Annotated in this window: 13 protein-coding genes; 7 read left to right on the forward strand and 6 right to left on the reverse strand. The window is 71.0% G+C overall.

The genetic code is table 11. The features are described from left to right. Positions 1 to 184 precede the first annotated feature (184 nt). From ACFWEP_RS10600 to ACFWEP_RS10610, 3 genes are all read right to left on the reverse strand, one after another. On the reverse strand, positions 185 to 3,262 hold the full coding sequence (locus ACFWEP_RS10600; RefSeq protein WP_387368570.1) for a BTAD domain-containing putative transcriptional regulator: 3,078 nt from the start codon (positions 3,260 to 3,262) through the stop codon (positions 185 to 187). 372 nt (positions 3,263 to 3,634) lie between these two features. Next, on the reverse strand, positions 3,635 to 4,510 hold the full coding sequence (locus tag ACFWEP_RS10605; RefSeq protein ID WP_387368572.1) for a MerR family transcriptional regulator: 876 nt from the start codon (positions 4,508 to 4,510) through the stop codon (positions 3,635 to 3,637). Between the two features lie 326 nt (positions 4,511 to 4,836). Continuing rightward, positions 4,837 to 5,040 (reverse strand): cold-shock protein, encoded by a 204-nt coding sequence (locus tag ACFWEP_RS10610; protein WP_003967102.1) that lies wholly within the window; start codon positions 5,038 to 5,040, stop codon positions 4,837 to 4,839. 765 nt (positions 5,041 to 5,805) lie between these two features. Here ACFWEP_RS10610 and ACFWEP_RS10615 point away from each other — a divergent pair. The 4 genes from ACFWEP_RS10615 to ACFWEP_RS10630 all read left to right on the forward strand — a co-directional run bounded on the left by ACFWEP_RS10615 (position 5,806) and on the right by ACFWEP_RS10630 (position 12,054). After that, entirely contained in the window at positions 5,806 to 6,684 is an 879-nt protein-coding gene (locus ACFWEP_RS10615) for a menaquinone biosynthetic enzyme MqnA/MqnD family protein (protein ID WP_387368574.1), read from the forward strand. 1,395 nt (positions 6,685 to 8,079) lie between these two features. Further along, positions 8,080 to 10,038, forward strand: a complete 1,959-nt coding sequence (locus ACFWEP_RS10620; RefSeq protein ID WP_387368576.1) for a serine/threonine-protein kinase — start codon at positions 8,080 to 8,082, stop codon at positions 10,036 to 10,038. 72 nt (positions 10,039 to 10,110) lie between these two features. Beyond that, a complete protein-coding gene (gene mqnC, locus ACFWEP_RS10625) occupies positions 10,111 to 11,310 on the forward strand; it encodes a cyclic dehypoxanthinyl futalosine synthase (RefSeq protein WP_328721198.1) in 1,200 nt (399 codons plus the stop codon). Positions 11,311 to 11,400: 90 nt separating this feature from the next. Beyond that, a complete protein-coding gene (locus ACFWEP_RS10630) occupies positions 11,401 to 12,054 on the forward strand; it encodes a hypothetical protein (protein WP_387368578.1) in 654 nt (217 codons plus the stop codon). Between the two features lie 69 nt (positions 12,055 to 12,123). Here the strand turns inward: ACFWEP_RS10630 and ACFWEP_RS10635 are convergent, their stop codons facing one another. Together ACFWEP_RS10635 and ACFWEP_RS10640 are read right to left on the reverse strand one after the other, a co-directional pair. Then, a complete protein-coding gene (locus ACFWEP_RS10635; RefSeq protein ID WP_387368580.1) occupies positions 12,124 to 12,978 on the reverse strand; it encodes a hypothetical protein in 855 nt (284 codons plus the stop codon). 18 nt (positions 12,979 to 12,996) lie between these two features. Continuing rightward, positions 12,997 to 13,488, reverse strand: a complete 492-nt coding sequence (locus tag ACFWEP_RS10640) for a SigE family RNA polymerase sigma factor (protein WP_387368582.1) — start codon at positions 13,486 to 13,488, stop codon at positions 12,997 to 12,999. A 224-nt stretch (positions 13,489 to 13,712) separates the two neighbouring features. On the opposite strand from ACFWEP_RS10640, the gene ACFWEP_RS10645 reads away from it, so the two are divergent. Next, positions 13,713 to 14,405 carry a demethylmenaquinone methyltransferase gene (locus ACFWEP_RS10645; RefSeq protein WP_328721202.1) on the forward strand — a complete coding sequence of 231 codons (693 nt, stop codon included), beginning with the start codon at positions 13,713 to 13,715 and terminating at the stop codon, positions 14,403 to 14,405. Positions 14,406 to 14,475: 70 nt separating this feature from the next. On the opposite strand, the gene ACFWEP_RS10650 is transcribed toward ACFWEP_RS10645, so the two are convergent. After that, positions 14,476 to 15,000 (reverse strand): GNAT family N-acetyltransferase, encoded by a 525-nt coding sequence (locus tag ACFWEP_RS10650; RefSeq protein ID WP_387368584.1) that lies wholly within the window; start codon positions 14,998 to 15,000, stop codon positions 14,476 to 14,478. 97 nt (positions 15,001 to 15,097) lie between these two features. Between ACFWEP_RS10650 and ACFWEP_RS10655 the strand changes: the two genes are divergently transcribed. Together ACFWEP_RS10655 and ACFWEP_RS10660 are read left to right on the forward strand one after the other, a co-directional pair. Beyond that, positions 15,098 to 16,381: a geranylgeranyl reductase family protein gene (locus ACFWEP_RS10655; RefSeq protein WP_327176274.1), complete on the forward strand. Its 1,284-nt coding sequence runs from the start codon at positions 15,098 to 15,100 to the stop codon at positions 16,379 to 16,381. A 221-nt stretch (positions 16,382 to 16,602) separates the two neighbouring features. Next, positions 16,603 to 17,202: a dihydrofolate reductase family protein gene (locus ACFWEP_RS10660; protein ID WP_387368586.1), complete on the forward strand. Its 600-nt coding sequence runs from the start codon at positions 16,603 to 16,605 to the stop codon at positions 17,200 to 17,202. Positions 17,203 to 17,213 lie beyond the last annotated feature (11 nt).

Below are 17,213 nucleotides of genomic sequence, written 5' to 3' on the forward strand. Positions count from 1 at the left end.
GAGCCGCTCACTCTAGGGCCTGTATCGAGTTCCGTGCTGGGTTCACCGATCCAGCCCAGAACTCGATACAGGCCCTGGTGCCACGACCCACAGGTCGCCCCGTCTGCCCCCCGACGCGACGGATCGACTGATCAGAGAGTGCCGGTCGGCGATAAACGAATGATGAACGTCCGCTGACAGGGCGTTACGCGGGCATCACGGACGCGAACCTGTCCAGCAGGGCGCGTACCTCCACGGCCTCGCGGGAGCCCGAACCGTCGTAGATGCCGAGCGCCTCGCGCCAGCAGACCTGCGCCCGGCCGAACTGGCCGATCCGGACCAGGGCCTGACCGAGGACGGTGAGGACGTTGGCCTTCCGCCAGTCACCCCCGATCCCGCGCAGCGCGGTCAGCGACTGCTCGGCCCCGGCGGCGGACTCCACCGCCCGCCCGGCCGCGAGATCGACCTCCGCGAGACGGAACAGCGTCATGCCCACCCACAGCCGCTGCCGGCTCTCGCGGAAGACCACCAGGGCCTCCTGCAACCGGTCCGTCGCATCCGAGAACGACTCGCGCCGCGTGAGCGCCATGCCCAGGGCGTACCGGCCGTTGGCGCTGCGGAGCGCGTGGCCCATCCCGTCGTAGATGTCCGTGCCCCGCTGCGCCAGCTCCACCGCGCTGCCGGTACGGCCGGTCGCCAGGTGGATCCGGGACAGGTTGCACAGGGCGCTCGCCTCGCCCGGCCGGTCCCCGATCAGCCGGAACGCCTCGATGGCCTGGGAGAAGTACGTCTCGCCGTCGTCGTGACGGTTCTGGTAGAGCGCCATGATCCCGAGCGCGTTCGAGGCCCAGCAGCCCGGCAGCGGGTCGAGCGCCGGGTCGACGAGCGCCATGATCCGCGCCGCCTCCTGCTCGGCCTGGTCGAACCGGCCCGAGGCGTGGTGCACATCGGCGAGGGTGACCAGCGCCCGTACCTCCGCACGGCGGTCGCCGCAGGCCGAGGCCGCACCCAGCAGGGCCAGCGCGGTCGTCTCGTACTCCTTGGCGTTGGCACCCGACTCCCCCAGGTCCAGCGCCGCCCACAACAGGTCCACCGCGCGCCGCAGTGTGGCGGCCCCGACGGACTGGCGCGCGCAGGCGAGGATCGTGGCGGCCTCCGTGTACAGCCAGTCCCTCGCCGCGTGGCGGTCGGGGAAGGCCAACCCGGTCCGTTCGGTGGGCTCCAGATGGTCCACCAGCCGGTCGCCGGGCCGCTCCAGCGCGTACACGCCGGCAGCCGTCGCGAGATAGAAGTCGGTCAGCCGGGAGAGCGCGCGATCCGGCTCCTCGGGAGGATGCTCGTCGCGCTCGGCGCAGGCACGCGCGTAGAGCCGGACGAGATCGTGATAGCGGTAACGCCCCGGCGCCGCCGACTCCACCAGGGAGGTGTCGACGAGCGACTCCAGGATGTCCTCGGCCACGTGCGACTCCAGATCGAGGAGCGCGGCGGCGGCGGCCAGGGACACGTCCGGGCCGTCCGCCAGACCGAGCAGGCGGAACGCGCGGGCCTGGGCGGGCTCCAACTGGCCGTATCCCAGCTCGAACGTCGCCTTCACCGCGAGGTCGCCCGCGCGCAACTCGTCCAGCCGGCTCCGCTCGTCGGCGAGCTTGGCCGCCAGCACCGCCACTGTCCAGGTACGGCGCGACGCCAGCCGCGAGGCGGCGATACGGATCGCCAGCGGCAGGAATCCGCAGGCCGCCACCACGTCCAGGGCCGAGTCCCGTTCGGCGCTCACCCGCTCCTCACCGACGATCCGGGTGAAGAGCTGCAAGGACTCGGCCGGGGACATCACGTCCAGGTCCACCAGATGCGCACCGGCCAGGTCGATCATCCGCACCCGGCTCGTCACCAGAGCGGCGCATCCGGGAGTCCCGGGCAGCAACGGCCTTATCTGCGCGGCGTCGTGGGCGTTGTCCAGCAGCACGAGTACCCGGCGGCCGTCGAGAGCCGACCGGTACAGCGCTGCCCGTTCGTCCAGCGAGTCCGGAATCGCCGACTCCGGGGTGCCCAGCGCACGCAGGAACGCACCCAGCACGGTCTCGGGCTCGGCGACCCGGGCCCCCGCACCCTGGAGGTCCACGTACAGCTGGCCGTCCGGGAAGTGGCTCCGGGACCGATGGGCGACGTGCACCGCGAGCGTGGTCTTGCCCACGCCCCCGATGCCGGCCAGCGCCGACACCGCCATCACCGAACCCTCGGCCGTCGCCAGCCGGTCGCCGAGCTCGCGCACGAACGAGTCGCGGCCGGTGAAGTCCGGGACCGTGGCCGGGAGCTGGGCCGGCCGCACGACGGCCGGCGGCCCGGGCGCGACGTCGTCGGCCGGCCGGGCCAACTCCTCGTCGGCTCGCAGGATGCGCTGCTGGAGCTGGGAGAGCTCGGGACGCGGGTCGACCCCCAGCTCCTCCGCGAGGAGCCGTCGGGTGTCCGCGTACACCGCGAGCGCCTCGGACTGCCGGCCGCTGCGGTACAGCGCGAGCATCAACAACTCCCGCAGCCGTTCCCGCAGGGGCTGCGCGGCGGTGAGCGCGGTCAGTTCGGAGACCGCCTCCGCGTGGTGGCCCAGCTCCAGATCCAGGTCGAGCCGTGTCTCGGTCAACTGGCGGCGCCACTCCTCCAGCCGGGTGCGCTGATTCTCCGCGTACGGGCCGGGCACCGAAGCCAGCGTCTCGCCGTCCCAGAACGCCAGGGCCTCCGCAACCAGGTCCCGGGCCCGCGCCCGGTCGCCGGACGCCCGCGCCTTCTCCGCCGCGCTCACCGACTCCTGCGCGAGACGCACGTCGAGGGAGCCTTCACGGAGCCGGATCGCGTACCCGCCCGACTCGCTGACCAGCACGTCCTGACCGAGCGCCTTGCGGAGCCGGGAAGCGTACGTACGGATCGCCGCCAGCGCCTTCGGCGGCGACTCCTCGCCCCAGATGGCGTCGATCAACTCCGCGGCGGTCGCGGTGCGCCCGTCCCGGAGGAGCAGCGCCGCCAGCAGCGCCCGCTGCTGCGGGGAACCGGAGGCCAGCGGATCATCGCCGAGCCGGACGCGCACGGGGCCCAGGACGGAGAAGTGCAAATCGGACCGGGGGGGTTGGGGCCGGTCCTGGACTTGGTGCTGCCCCTGGTCGTGGGCCCGGACACGGCTCTGGGGCTGGTCCTGGACGTGGTTCTGCGTGGGATGCGGCCCGGTCCCGGACACCGGCCCTTGCATGGCGCGCTGCTCCGGAACGCGCACGCCTGGCCCGTTGTCGCGGTCCATTGATGCCCCCTGTCCTGCTCTTCGCTCCGCCCGGTCGTGCTGTGGTCGCCGGTACCGGGACGGGACGCGGGGGAGCACCCGGGTGTGACGTGAGGGCGCATCCGGATCGCTCCGTACCGTGGATACCGCTGTCGACAGTCTGCCTTGTCGCGGGCTGCCCCGTCAGCACTGCGTGACGCTCTGCACAAGGCTTCGACAACGATTCCGGAACCTTGCCCAGTGGAGCGGGCGTTGACTCCGTCTTCGGGGCGGGTTCGGGCGGGTTCGGGGCTGCTTCCCGGGCTGCGCCCCGGCGGAGTCCCGATGCGGCGGCCCCGGTGCGGACAGGCGTGGTGCTGGCCCGCACCGGGGCTACCCCGGCAGAGGGAGGGGTCAGATCCGGACGATCGGCTGCTGCAGCTCCGTCACCCACTTCTCGTGGTCCTCGGGGCACTCCAGGCTGACCTCACGGGTGTAACCGACCGCCCCGTAACCGCTGGTGTCCAGCCAGCGCGCGAGGACCTGTTCCGTGGAGAGAACGGAGTCCATCGGGCCCCGGTGCACGATGGTGGCCGCCTCGAACGAGGGCAGTTCCACCACGCGCACCCCGGTGTCGCCGACCGGCCCGACCGGCGCGGATACCGTCACGCCGGCGTGCACGAGTACCGCGCCGGGCGCGGTGTTCCCGATGGCGGCCCCGCTTGTGTTTTCGCTGGTCTCCTCCCCGCCCGGGGTGTCCTCGTACCGGGCGATACCGGGACCGGTGGGCGTGACGCCCGCCTCGGCCAGCAACGGGAACAGCCGCTCGTACAGGGGGGCGATCACCGGGGTGATGTCCTGCGGCCGGAATCCGGCCGCCGTACCGGTCAACTCGGCGACCCGCACCGCCGGAACCCGCTTGACGACGATGTCGTCGGTGTCCATGCGTCCCTCACTCTCGATCGTCCGGAGTCGCGCCTCCACCTGGTTCAGCCGTGCCGCCGCCGCTGCCATGGCCGCTTCCAGCTCCGCCTGTCTCAGCCGCAACATCCCGCGCAGTTCCTGTGCGGTGATCTCGTCGTCGAGGATGCTCCCGACCTCTTGGAGCGTGAAGCCGAGCTCCTTGAGGGCGATGACGCGGTTGAGGCGGGCCAGTTGGGCGGCGCCGTAGAAGCGGTAGCCGGTGGCCGGGTCGGTACGGTCCGGACGCAGCAGCCCGATCGCGTCGTAGTGACGCAACATGCGGGGCGACACCCGTCCGTACCGGGCGAAATCTCCGATGGTGAACATGATGTCTCCGAGTGCACGGCTTCACACGGGGTGAAGGTCAAGGCAGGCGCGGAACCCGAGTGCCGCAGGTGGCGGCGTGAGGTGCGGAGTGGGGTGCGGAGTGAGGTGCCCGAAATAGGGCAGACCGGAAATGCGGGGCGCTGGACCCGCTGAATCGGGGCGCGGAGAATGGAGCGCGGGACGGCCGCGCGGGAAATGCGGCGAGGGGAGTCGGTCGGTTGCGGGGAATGCCGCGCGGGCAAAGGCAGGAGCCCCGCCGCTTGCCGAAGCAAGGGGCGGGGCTCCTTGGGTACTGCTTGCCGGCCGCGATCGACCGACCCGGGCAACTAGGCCGGGGTGACGTTCTCAGCCTGCGGGCCCTTCGGACCCTGAGTGACGTCGAAGTTCACGACCTGGTTCTCCTCGAGGGAGCGGAACCCGGACGCGTTGATCGCGGAGTAGTGAACGAAGACATCCGGGCCGCCGCCGTCCTGGGCGATGAAGCCGAAGCCCTTTTCAGCGTTGAACCACTTGACGGTTCCGGTAGCCATAAAGCCCTCCTTGGGCCAAAGGGTTGCCCTGCTCCAGAACCTGCAAAGAAGTCTGAAAACTACAAAAGCCTGCGGGTTACATGCTCCGCAGGCTTTGTACTGCAAGGGAAACCAAACTGCAACTTGCGGGCGAGCCTAGCACGCAGTCTCTGGGGAGCGGTAGAGGGAAAGATCACTTCACTCGAATGTTTGATTGGGCGATCCGATAGGTGACCGGCGGGTGTGCAGGCGGGTCAGGAGGTGGGTGTGGAAGTGGGCGCGGAGGGGGTCCGGTACGACCTGCGCCGAGGGGTCACGGAGGAGATCCGGAGAGGGCGCGCAGGGGCGTCGGGGAGGGGCGCGAGGGGGCGCGTAAGGGAGTCGGGGAGGGGCGCGAGGGGGCGCCGAGGAGGGGTGCGGGGATCGGGTGCGGCCGAGGAGTGAGGGCGAGGTCGAGGGGTGCGGCTGCGGGGTGAGGTCCGGGGCGGGAGGAAGGGGGCCGTGGGAAGGCCGGGGCGGGGTGTCGTGGGAGCGTGCCGATCGCTCGCGCGGGGCCGGGCCCCAAGGCTGCCCGGAGGCGGAGGCGGAGGCGGGGGCGGGGGCGGGGGCGGGGGAAGCGGGCGAGAGGGAAGCGTGCGAGAGGGAAGAACGAGGGGGAGAACCGGGGGGAAACCGAGAGGGAAGAAGGGGGCGAAGCGGGGTGCGGGCCTGGCGGAGGAGTGGGCTCGACCCGAGGGGTGTCGCCCCGGTGGTGTTGTCGTCCGGCCGCAGGTCTAGCCTCGCGATGTGGACAATTCAACCGTCTCTCCCGTCGAAGGCGGCCATCGCCGCAGCCGGCCCCGCGTCGGCCACATCCAGTTCCTGAACTGCCTTCCCCTCTACTGGGGGCTGGCACGGACAGGGACCCTGCTCGATCTGGAGCTCTCGAAGGACACCCCGGAGAAGCTCAGCGAGCAGCTGGTCAAGGGCGACCTGGACATCGGCCCCATCACCCTGGTGGAGTTCCTGCGCAACGCCGACGACCTGGTCGCGTTCCCCGACATCGCCGTCGGCTGCGACGGCCCCGTCATGTCGTGCGTGATCGTGTCGCAGGTGCCCCTGGAGCAGCTCGACCGGGCGCGGGTGGCGCTCGGATCGACCTCCCGTACCTCCGTCCGGCTGGCCCAGCTGCTGCTCGCCGAGCGCTACGGAGTGCGGCCCGACTACTACACCTGCCCGCCCGACCTCGCCGCGATGATGCAGGAGGCGGACGCCGCCGTGCTCATCGGCGACGCCGCGCTGCGCGCCAACCTGCACGACGCCCCGCGCCTCGGGCTCCAGGTCCATGACCTGGGCGAGATGTGGAAAGAGTGGACGGGGCTGCCGTTCGTCTTCGCCGTCTGGGCCGCCCGCAAGGACTACCTGGCCGCCGAACCGGACTACGTCGACAAGGTGCACCAGGCCTTCCTGGCCTCGCGGGACGTATCCCTCGAAGAGGTCACCAAGGTCGCCGAGCAGGCCGCGCGCTGGGAAGCCTTCGACGCGCAGGTGCTGGAGAAGTACTTCACCACTCTCGACTTCCGCTTCGGCCCCGATCAGCTCGCGGGCGTCAAGGAATTCGCCCGGCGTACCGGTGGTGCCACCGGCTACCCCGACGACGTACACGTCGAACTCCTCGGCAGCTGACCCGATACGGCCGGCAGGCCTGTTCGCCCGCCCTGGCCGCCTGGCAGCCTGCTCTGTGCGCCCGGCCCCCCGGCCCCCCTCACGGCGAGGCCAGGCGGTGTGACGGGCGGAGCGCAGGGCGGTGTGACGGGCGGCGTGACGGGCGGACCGGTGGGCGGCGGACCGGTGGATGGCGTCCGAGGGGTACGCGTGACCGGGCGGGCCGGCGCCCGGCCCGGCCACCTCGTACGACGGGTGGTTCCGGGGCCCGGACGGCGCGCGTCTTCGGATGCCGTACGCGCCCCCGCCCGTACGCGCCCCCGCCCGTACGGGCTCCGGCGAGCAGCCCGGCCTGTACGTGCCCGACCTGCACGCACGTCTGTCCTGATGGCCGGTGTGCGGAGTCCGGGCCCTCGTCCGGGGGTGTGCACGCGCTGCCCTGTGGTGCCGGAACGCTCTCCCGGGGCGGGCGCAGTGCGCGAGGTGCTCGGCCACCCGGAACACGCGTACCCCGCACCCGGCACCCGGTACCCGCACCCCGGACGATCCGAGGCCGGACGTGGATAGCCGTGCGGACCCGAGGTCGACGTGGTCGGTCGCGCGGTCGCGCCCGGGGGGTGTCCCCCGGTGCGCCGGGCCGGCGGGCGGTACCCGGTGGTCACGGACACCCGCGCGGCCGGGTCCTCATGGCGCCCATGAACCGGCGATCCGTTCCTCCCCCTTCGCGTTCTTCGCGTTCTCCTTGCCTCTTCCTCTCGCTTCCCGCCTTTCGCGCCCTTTGGTGGTTTTCCTCCGGGAAGTCCGTCACTCGGAGGTCGTTCTTCGGCCTGGCGTGAGAGTTGGGCCGGGTGAAAGCGGATCATGGTGGTGCGAGGGCGCGACGGTGCCAGGGCGTGACGGCGCGTAAGGAATCTTGGGCCTCCCGTGCGGTCGCTTCTCCCGAGTCCCGATGGCAATGGCCGGGCGACTGAGTCTTTTGGTGTGCGCACCACCGAAGAACCTTTCCTTCTCGCCGGTGTTCTCTGCCGGACACCCCCGATTCCTCTTCCCTTAATTCCCCGGCCGATCTCCCAGTCGATCTCCGGTCGCACGTCCTCGCGCACCCCGTTTCCCGCCCTTTCCTTTCCGCTCGTTCCATCTCCGCCGGTTGGCGACTCTGTGGTTCTCCCCGTCTCGTCCAGCGTGGTGCTCATGGGGCTTTCCCCGATGTCGGAGGCCGGAGGCTCCGGAGAGGAAGGCGTCGGGCGGCCGGCGGAGGCGCGATAAATTCGGAATGTCTCATTCCGCTCACCGTCGTCGCCCGCGGCGCGGCGTCCTTTCTGTCGGAGGGGAATCGGTCGACCGTTTCCTGTGACCGCGTGACGGGCAGCCCTTACGCTTCGATCGAGGTCGAGTCGCTTCACAGGGGGAGTCGTCATGCAGCCGCTGGAAGCTGGCGAACCGCGCACCATCGGCGCCTACCGGTTGCTCGGCAGACTCGGCGCGGGCGGCATGGGGCGGGTCTATCTGGGGCGTAGCGCGGGTGGTCGCACGGTCGCGGTGAAGGTGGTGCACCCGCACTTCGCCCTCGATGAGCAGTTCCGGGCCCGGTTCCGGCGTGAGGTGGACTCCGCCCGGCGGGTGGGGGCCCGTTGGACCGCTCCGGTCCTGGACGCCGACCCCGACGCGCCGGTGCCGTGGGTGGCGACCGGATACGTGGCGGGGCCGTCCCTCGCCCAAGCGGTGGCCCGCCATGGCGCACTGCCCGAGCGTGCGGTGCGGACGCTGGGAGGCGGTCTCGCGGAGGCGTTGGGTGCCGTGCACGAGCAGGGCATCATCCACCGTGACGTGAAGCCTTCCAACGTCCTCCTCTCGCTCGACGGGCCGAGGCTCATCGACTTCGGTATCGCCCGGGCCGTCGGTGCCACCGTCTCGCTCACCTCCACCGGGGTCTCCGTGGGGTCGCCGGGCTACATGGCGCCCGAACAGATCCGGGGCGCCGACATCTCCGGGGCGGCCGACGTGTTCTCGCTCGGCGCGGTCCTCGCGTACGCAGCCACCGGCTCCGCGCCCTTTCCCGGCGATTCCTCCGCGGTGCTCCTGTACAAGGTGGTCCACGAGGAGCCCGAACTCGGCGGTCTCAGGGGCGAACTGAGGGATCTCATCGCCGCGTGCCTGGCGAAGGACCCGGCTGCCCGCCCCTCCCCGCCCGACATCGCCGGCGCTCTCGCCCCCGCCGGTGCGGGCGCGTTGGTGTCGGCGGGCTGGCTTCCTGCCGCGCTGGTGCACGAGGTGAGCAGGGACGCCGTGGCGCTGCTCGACCTCGAACCCCAGGAGGGCCCGGTGCTGTCGGGCCCCGTCCCCTTCAGCAGCGCCTCGCTCGACGCCCGCCCGTCCGATGCCCGCCCAGCCGATGCGCGGGGGGCTGAGGACCGTACGGCGGCGCCCGACGACGGCACCGGCGGCGAGAACGCGGGGTCCCGGTCCGCCGGAGCCCCGTACTCCGGCGCCGCTCTCGGTGTCTTCGGCCCGCCGATTCCGCTGCCCGCCGTCGACGGGGCGGACAGCGCCACGGGCCCGCAGGCCACTCACCATCCGGCGAACGATCCACGTCTCTCCCCGTCGGACTCGCCGTTCTCCCCGCCCGGGCGTCGGCTCTCCGTCGCGGTGAGCGCCGACAGGCTGCCGGAGACCCGGCCCGGGGCCCGTCCCGGCCGGAGGGTCAGCTGCACCCTCGCGCTGGCCGTCGCCGGTGCGCTGGCCGTGGTGGCCCTGACGTCGGGCATGCTCGGCGACCTGCTGCCCTGGGGCGGTGACACTCGCAAGCACTCCGACACGGCCGCCTCCCCGCCCTCCGGCTCCCCGGACCCGGGGTCCTCCTCCGCTCCTTCCACCCCGTCCGAGGGCTCCTCCGCCGGCTCCGGCTCCGGTACGCCGTCGGGCGACACCACATCCGCGCCCGCCCCCGGTGACGGAGACCCCGGGGACGACGGAGGGAGCGGTGGCGGGACCGACGACAAGATCACCGCCCTGCCCGCGTCGTTCGTGGGTACCTGGTCCGGCCCGACCGTCGAACGCTCCGGTGTCTCCCACGGCACCCTCACCGCCGTCTTCACCGAGGGGAAGACAGGGCAGGACGTCGTGCGGATGACCCAGTCGATCAGCTACCTCGGTTCGCAGATCTCCTGCTCCAGCATCGGCACGCTCTCCTCCGGCACCGAGAAGGTGCTGAAGATCCATGAGCGGTCGGTCGCCGACAGCTCCGCCAGCCTCTTCTGCACGGGGGCCGAGGCGGAGCTGACCTTCACCCTCAATGGCAACGGAACCCTCGCCTACCGGTCGTACGAAGAAGCCGCCGGACTTCCCACCGGCACGCTGACCCGGTCCGGCCGCTGAACACGGCGAGGGCTGGCGTAGGCTGATTCGGTCCGTGGATCCGTCGAAACACCGCCGAAAGGTGACAGCCCGGTGACCGAGAAGGCCGACCTTCAGCCCATCCTCGACCGCGCCGCCGAAGGCGGGCGGATCTCTGCGGAGGAGGCGCTCGACCTGTACCGGTCGGCACCGCTGCACGCGCTCGGAGCAGCGGCCGACGCCGTACGCCGTCGCCGCTACGCGGGTACGGAGCACATCGCGACGTACATCATCGAGCGCAACATCAACTACACCAACGTGTGCGTCACGGCGTGCAAGTTCTGCGCCTTCTACGCCGCGCCGAAGGACACCGCCAAGGGCTGGTCCCGCGACCTCGACGACATCCTGCGCCGCTGCGCGGAGACCGTCGAGCTGGGCGGCACCCAGATCATGTTCCAGGGCGGACACCACCCCGATTACGGCGTGGAGTACTACGAGGAGCACTTCTCCGCCATCAAGAAGGCGTTCCCGCAGCTGGTGATCCACTCTCTGGGTGCTTCCGAGATCGAGCACATGGCCCGTATCTCCAAGGTGTCCGCGGAAGAGGCGATCCAGCGCATCCACGCCGCCGGTCTCGACTCCTTCGCCGGTGCCGGTGCCGAACTCCTGCCGGCCCGCCCGCGCAAGGCCATCGCTCCGCTGAAGGAGTCCGGTGAGCGCTGGTTGGAGATCATGGAGATCGCGCACAACCTCGGTGTCGAGTCCACCTCCACCATGCTGATGGGCACCGGCGAGACCAACGCCGAGCGTATCGAGCACCTCCGCATGATCCGAGACGTGCAGGACCGTACGGGAGGCTTCCGCGCCTTCATCCCGTACACCTACCAGCCGGAGAACAACCACTTGAAGGGCCGCACGCACGCGACGCTCTTCGAGTACCTCCGCATGATCGCCATCGCGCGCCTCTTCCTGGACAACGTCGCGCACATCCAGGGCTCCTGGCTGACCACCGGCAAGGAGGTCGGCCAGCTTTCGCTGCACTACGGCGCTGACGACCTCGGCTCGATCATGCTGGAGGAGAACGTCGTCTCCTCCGCGGGCGCCAAGCACCGCTCCAACCGCCTGGAGATCATCGACTTGATCCGCAAGGCGGGTCGGGTGCCCGCACAGCGCGCCACGACCTACGAGCACCTGGTCGTCCACGAGGACCCGGCGCTGGACCCGGTCGACGACCGTGTCGTCTCGCACATCTCCTCCACCGCCATCGAAGGCGGCACCGCTCACCCCGAGCTGAAGCTCCTCAACGCCAACTGACGGCGCCGACGTCCTTGGCGTCGCCGTGTTCCCCGGCATCCCGTCCTCCTTCCGTCTCTTCCCGCCCGGTCCCGGGCCAGGTGTCTCCTCGTGCTGACGATCCACGCCGCCGATCTGCTGCTGCCCGGCCCCGGGCGGCGGCCGGTTCCCGGTGGCGCGGTTCTCGTCAGGGACGGATGGGTCATCGCCGTCGGCCCCTACGAGGAACTTGCCGCAGGGAATCCGACGGCCCGGGTGCGCCGCTGGCCCGGTCTGTTGACGCCCGGGCTCGTCCAGCCGCACGGCTCGGCACTGCTGGAGCGGGCCTACCACCCCGACCCCCGGGAATCGGACGCCCTCGGCACCGAACCACTGATCGGCGCCGCGCTGGACGGCGTGGACATGGGCGACAGCCGGTGGGGCGCGAGTGCGCGACGCGGGGTGCAGCGAATGCTCGCCCACGGCACCGTCGCCGTGGTGGGACCCTTCGGACGACCCGCGGTGGCGGACGCGGTGCAACGGTCGGGGATGCGGATCCTGGCCCGGACCTCGGCCGGGGAGACCGGTGCACGGGCCTCGCTGGACCCCCTAGCCCGGCGTCCTGCGGCAGCCGAGACGTTCGCCGCCCCGGCGCTCGACACCGAGGACCGGGCGGCGGACTTCGCCGTGTTCGACGCCCCCGACGCGGAGACTCTCCTCGCGGTGGGCGCGGCCTGCTGCGTCGTCACCGTCCTCGGGGGACGGATGGTCCACCGGCGACGTTGAGGCGGGGCCGAGACGACGGGGCCGAGGTGGAGCTGAGGCCGGGCGCCCCGGCCCCGGTCTCCTCTAGCGTCACATCCCCTCCATCGGGTGCTGGACCGCGTACCGCACCCAAAAGGTCAGCCGGCCGTCCTGCGCGATCTGGCGCAGCTTCTCGGCCGTGACGGGCGAGGACTTCCCGTGCTCGTCGTCCGGTGCCACGGAGAGGTCGACCAGGTTGTCCTGGTAGGTGAAGCTGATCCGCACGCCCGTGGTGTCCTCGGAGTTGACCGGGGCGGTCCTCGCGGTGCCCCATATGCCGCCTCGCATCAGGAACGTGTAGCAGGTGATGTGCTTCGCGGGAACGTCCTCGCACTTCTGTTCACCGGCCTTCTCCCCGTCCACGGGGCGGACCGAGAAGGTGAGAGGGAAGGCGAACCCCTCCTCCGTCGTGAGCTGGTACTGGCTGACGCGCAGGTCGACCGGGTGCACCTCGCCGACTGCGTAGAGCATGTCGTCGAGGTCCTTGGTGGCCCCCTGCTGGAACTCCACTTGAATCTTGCGTTCGGCGGCGGGCAGATCCGCCATGGAGAACTCGCCGGGCGAGGGCTCCACGTGCACCGGCTCGCGGAGCCGGCCGTCGACGTGCTCGGCGTCCGCAAGGATGTCCGGATCGACGGTGAAGGGAAGCTCGGAGTCCGAGCCCGTGACGGCGGGCGTGGCTCCGCCGTCCGGCCAGGGGGACGTCGAGGCGAGGATGCCGAGGGCCATCACCGCCGTCACCCCCGCGCCCAGGGCCACCTGGCGGCGGGCACGGCGTCTGCGGCCCTGGACGACGGCACCGGCGACCAGGTCGCCCGGCAGCGGCGCCCGGCCCGTGGCCTCCTCCATGACGGACCTCAGCAGATCGGTCATCTCCCGCTCGACATCCGTGGGATCGGTAAGCATGGTCTTCCACCTCTCTTTTCAGGCCTGGACGGTGTAGGTGCGGGCGTCGCCGAGCTGCTCGCGCAACCGGGCGAGGGAACGGGAGCACTGGCTTTTCACGGTGGACTCGCTGCACCGCATCAGGGAGGCGACGGTCCCGACGCTCAGGTCCTCCCAGTAGCGCAGGACGACCATCGCCCGCGCACGGGGCGGTAGTTCGGCCAGTGCGGACAGGAGGGTGACCGTCAGGTCGGGGCTGATGTCGGCGGCGGGCGGATCCATCGGGGTGTGCGCGAGGAGGTCACGGATGCGCCGTCTTCGCTCGGCGAGATAGGTGCGCGTCAACACCGTGCGGGCGTAGGCGTGCGGCGAGTCGGCCGCACCCACCCGGCGCCAGTGCTGGAAGAGCTTGGCCAGCGTCGTCTGCGTGAGGTCCCGTGCGGTCTCCGCGTTTCCGCAGAGGAGATAAGCGGTCCTGTACAGCCGGCGCTGGTTCGCGCGGGCGAACTCCTCGAAGCTCTTGGCACTCATGGGGCCGCTCGACTCCCGGCCCGGTCCTGTGTCCATCTGTCCCCCCGTCCTGCTTCCGGGACGGCCTGTCCGTCCAGTCCGTCCTTTCTCCCTTCTCTGAGCACCCCCGTCACAGAAAGGTTGAGAGGGAATGGGAAGTCGTCGCGGGCTCCTCGTACCGGCCCGGCGCGCCACCCCGGGTGGCCCCCGCGAATCCTGTCGGTACGGGCTGCTTGAATGGGAGGGTGACCCGAGCATCCCTGGAAAAGCAGCCGCACGAAGTCGCTTCGATGTTCGACGACGTGGCGCGAAGGTACGACCTGACCAACGACGTGCTCTCGCTCGGACAGGCCCGGCTCTGGCGCAAGGAGGTCGCCAAGGCGGTCGACGCGCGCCCGGGGCAGAAGATCCTGGACCTGGCCGCCGGTACGGCCACCTCTTCGCAGCCCTTCGCGCAGGCCGGCGCCTACGTCGTGCCCTGCGACTTCTCGATCGGCATGCTGAAGGTGGGCAAGGAGCGGCACCCCTGGATGCCGTTCACGGCGGGCGACGGGACGAAGCTCCCCTTCAAGGACGAGACCTTCGACGCGGTCACCATCTCCTTCGGGCTCCGCAACATCCAGGACACCGATGCCGCGCTGAGTGAGTTGTACCGGGTCACCAAGCCCGGCGGCCGGGTCGTGATCTGCGAGTTCTCGCAGCCCACCTGGACGCCGTTCCGCACGGTGTACCTGGAATACCTGATGAAGGCGCTGCCGCCCCTCGCCATCGCGGTGAGCAGCAACCCGGACGCCTACGTCTACCTCGCCGAGTCCATCCGCGCCTGGCCGGACCAGGCCGGACTCGCGACCCTGCTCCAGAAGGCCGGCTGGTCGGGCGTCGCCTGGCGCAACCTCACCGGCGGTGTGGTCGCGCTGCACCGGGGCGTGCGCGCCTGACCGCCGGATCCGCAGCCGCGCACGTCCGCCCCCGCAATCCGGTCCCGGTCGGGGGCAGAGGTGCCTGCCGTCAGCCCAGCTCCAGTCGGTAGCAGAGCGCGGTGCGCGGGATTCCGGTGGTGATCTCGTACGACTCGGCGAGGCGCATCCCCAGCCGCTCGGCCACCGCGGCCGACCGCCGGTTGCGCGAGTCGATCATCGCCACGACCTCGCCGACGCCCGCGGCCCGTACCCGTTCCAGAGTGGTGCGGGCGGCGACGGTGGCGTACCCGTGACCCCAGGCGGCGCGCCCCAGCCGCCAGCCGATCTCGATCTCTCCGACCGGCCCGAACGTGGCGTGCGGCCATGGCTGCGCGCCCGTGAAGCCCAGCACCGCGCCCGCCTCGTCGGTCAGCGTCCAGAGGCAGAAGCCGAGTTCGGCGTCGTGCCGGCGCTGGCGCGCGGTCAACTCCTCGTACACCGAGAACTCCGCGCTCCGGCCGCCGAAGAACTCCATCACCTCAGGGTCGTCGAACGTCCGGTACCAGCCCAGGGCGTCCTCGTCGGTGGGAACCCGCAGACGTACCGTCGGGTGGGGGGAAGGCGCGATCGTCATCGGGGAGCCCTTCGGTAAGTTGATCTGCAGGTCCCCATAGACTGCATGGGACCGGTGCCCCGCGGCACGCGTTTTCGAGTCTTCGGGAGATCCGACCGTGACCGAGCCCCTCTCCGAACACAGCGCGGACGTGATCGTCGTCGGAGCAGGCCCAGCCGGCTCCACGACCGCGTACTACCTCGCCAAGGCCGGGCTCGACGTCCTGCTGCTGGAGAAGACGGCGTTCCCCCGGGAGAAGGTCTGCGGCGACGGTCTCACCCCCCGCGCGACCAAGCAGCTGGTCTCCATGGGCATCGACATCTCCGAAGAGGCCGGCTGGTCCCGGAACAAGGGCCTCCGCATCATCGGCGGCGGCGTCCGCCTCCAGCTCGACTGGCCCGACCTCGCCTCGTACCCGGACTACGGCCTCGTCCGCAAGCGCGACGACTTCGACGAGCAGCTCGCCCGGCAGGCCCAGAAGGCGGGCGCGCGGCTGTACGAGCGCGCCAACGTCGGCGCCCCGATCATCGACGAGCGCACCGGCCGCATCACCGGCGTCAACGCCAAGCTCGGCGAGGAGAAGACCCCGGTCACCTTCCACGCCCCGCTCGTCGTCGCCGCCGACGGCAACTCCACCCGGCTCTCCCTCGCCATGGGCCTGCACCGCCGTGAGGACCGCCCGATGGGCGTCGCGGTCCGTACGTACTTCACCTCGCCCCGCCACGACGACGACTACCTGGAGTCCTGGCTCGAACTCTGGGACCGGCGCGGCCCGCAGGACCGCCTGCTGCCCGGGTACGGCTGGATCTTCGGCATGGGCGACGGTACGTCCAACGTCGGCCTCGGCATCCTCAACTCCTCCTCCGCCTTCCGTGAGCTGGACTGGCGCGAGGTCCTCAAGGCCTGGTGCGCCTCGATGCCGGCGGACTGGGGCTACACCCCGGAGAACATGACGACGCCCATCCGCGGCGCCGCCCTCCCCATGGCCTTCAACCGCCAGCCGCACTACACCAAGGGCCTGCTGCTCGTCGGTGACGCGGGCGGCCTCGTCAACCCGTTCAACGGCGAGGGCATCGCCTACGCGATGGAGTCCGGCCAGATCGCCGCCGACGTCATCGTGCAGGCCACCGCCCGCGCGACCCCGGCCCAGCGCGAACTGGCCCTGCACAACTACCCGAAGATCCTCAAGGACACCTACGGCGGCTACTACACGCTCGGCCGCGCGTTCGTGAAGATCATCGGCAACCCGAAGATCATGAAGATCGCCACGCAGCGCGGCCTCACCCACCCGCTGCTGATGAAGTTCACCCTGAAGATGCTGGCCAACCTCACCGACCCGACCGGCGGCGACGCGATGGACCGCATCATCAACGGGCTGTCCAAGGTGGCCCCGAAGGCCTGAAGCGGGGGACCGGGCGCGGATGCGTGCCCGGTCCTGTACCCCCAGTTCGGTGCCTCCGGTCCTGTGCCTCCGGTGCTGCGCCTCCAGCGCTGCGCGACCGGACGTCGCCGAAGGTCCGGATTCGCCGCCGCCTCCGGCGTGCCGCGATGAGTTTTCGCCGGGCCGGCTGTCTTCCTTGCGTACACAACGAGTGGGACGACGGAAGACCAGGGAGCGAGCCCGTGCGCATCGTCATCAGTGAGTTCATGAGCCTCGACGGCGTCGTGCAGGCACCGGGCGGCCCGGAGGAGGACAGGGACGGCGGGTTCGCGCACGGAGGCTGGTCGCACCCGTTCTTCGACCCGGAGGTCGTGGGCGGGACCTTCGACGAGGTACTCGCCAAGGCGGAGGCGCTGCTGTTCGGGCGCCGTACCTGGCAGACGATGGCCGGGGCGTGGCCGGACCGGGCGGGGGACCCGTTCGCCGACCGGATGAACGCCATCCCGAAGTACGTCGTCTCGAAGACGCTGGCCGACCAGGACCTGTCGTGGGCCAACACCACGCTGATTCCCGGCGGTGAGGCCGTCGACCGCATCCGCGCCCTGCGCGGGACCGAGGGCGGCGACCTGGCGGTCATGGGCAGCCCCACCCTTGCGCGGACCCTCCTGAGGGAGGGCCTGGCCGACGAGTTGCGGTTGATGGTGATGCCGGTACTGCTCGGTGGCGGTAAGACGGTCTTCCCGGCGGACGGTGGCCTGCGCACCCTGGAGTTGGTGTCGACGGTCACCAGCGCGGCCGGGGTGAACGTGTGCACCTACCGACCGGTTGATGCGAAAGCCTGATCGACTCTGGG

This window comes from Streptomyces sp. NPDC060198 (assembly GCF_042728415.1).
Classification (GTDB): Bacteria; Actinomycetota; Actinomycetes; order Streptomycetales; family Streptomycetaceae; genus Streptomyces.